General features: G+C 70.9%; 1 pseudogene. It reads left to right on the top strand.

Annotated elements, in window-relative coordinates:
* Window positions 1-234: pseudogene (locus tag FN960_RS24800) on the top strand (ribonuclease J); the annotation flags it as partial.

The following is a 234-nucleotide window of genomic DNA, read 5'->3' as shown; positions in this document are numbered from 1 at the left end:
CCCCTTCACCCTGCGTTTCCTACCGCTGACCCACTCGATTCCCGAGAGCTGCGCGCTGCTGATCGCCGCGGGCGAGCATCGGGTGCTGCATACCGGCGACTGGAAGCTGGATCCCGAGCCGCTGATCGGCCCGCCGATCTCGGCCACCACCTTCCGCGCCATCGCCCCGGTGGACCTGGTGGTGGGCGACTCCACCAACGCCCCGCTGCCCGGCCATTCGCGCAGCGAGGGCGA

This window comes from Alkalicoccobacillus porphyridii, from assembly GCF_007293315.1.
GTDB lineage: Bacteria > Bacillota > Bacilli > Bacillales > Bacillaceae_D > Alkalicoccobacillus > Alkalicoccobacillus porphyridii.
This window is presented reverse-complemented; position numbering and strand designations above follow the sequence as displayed.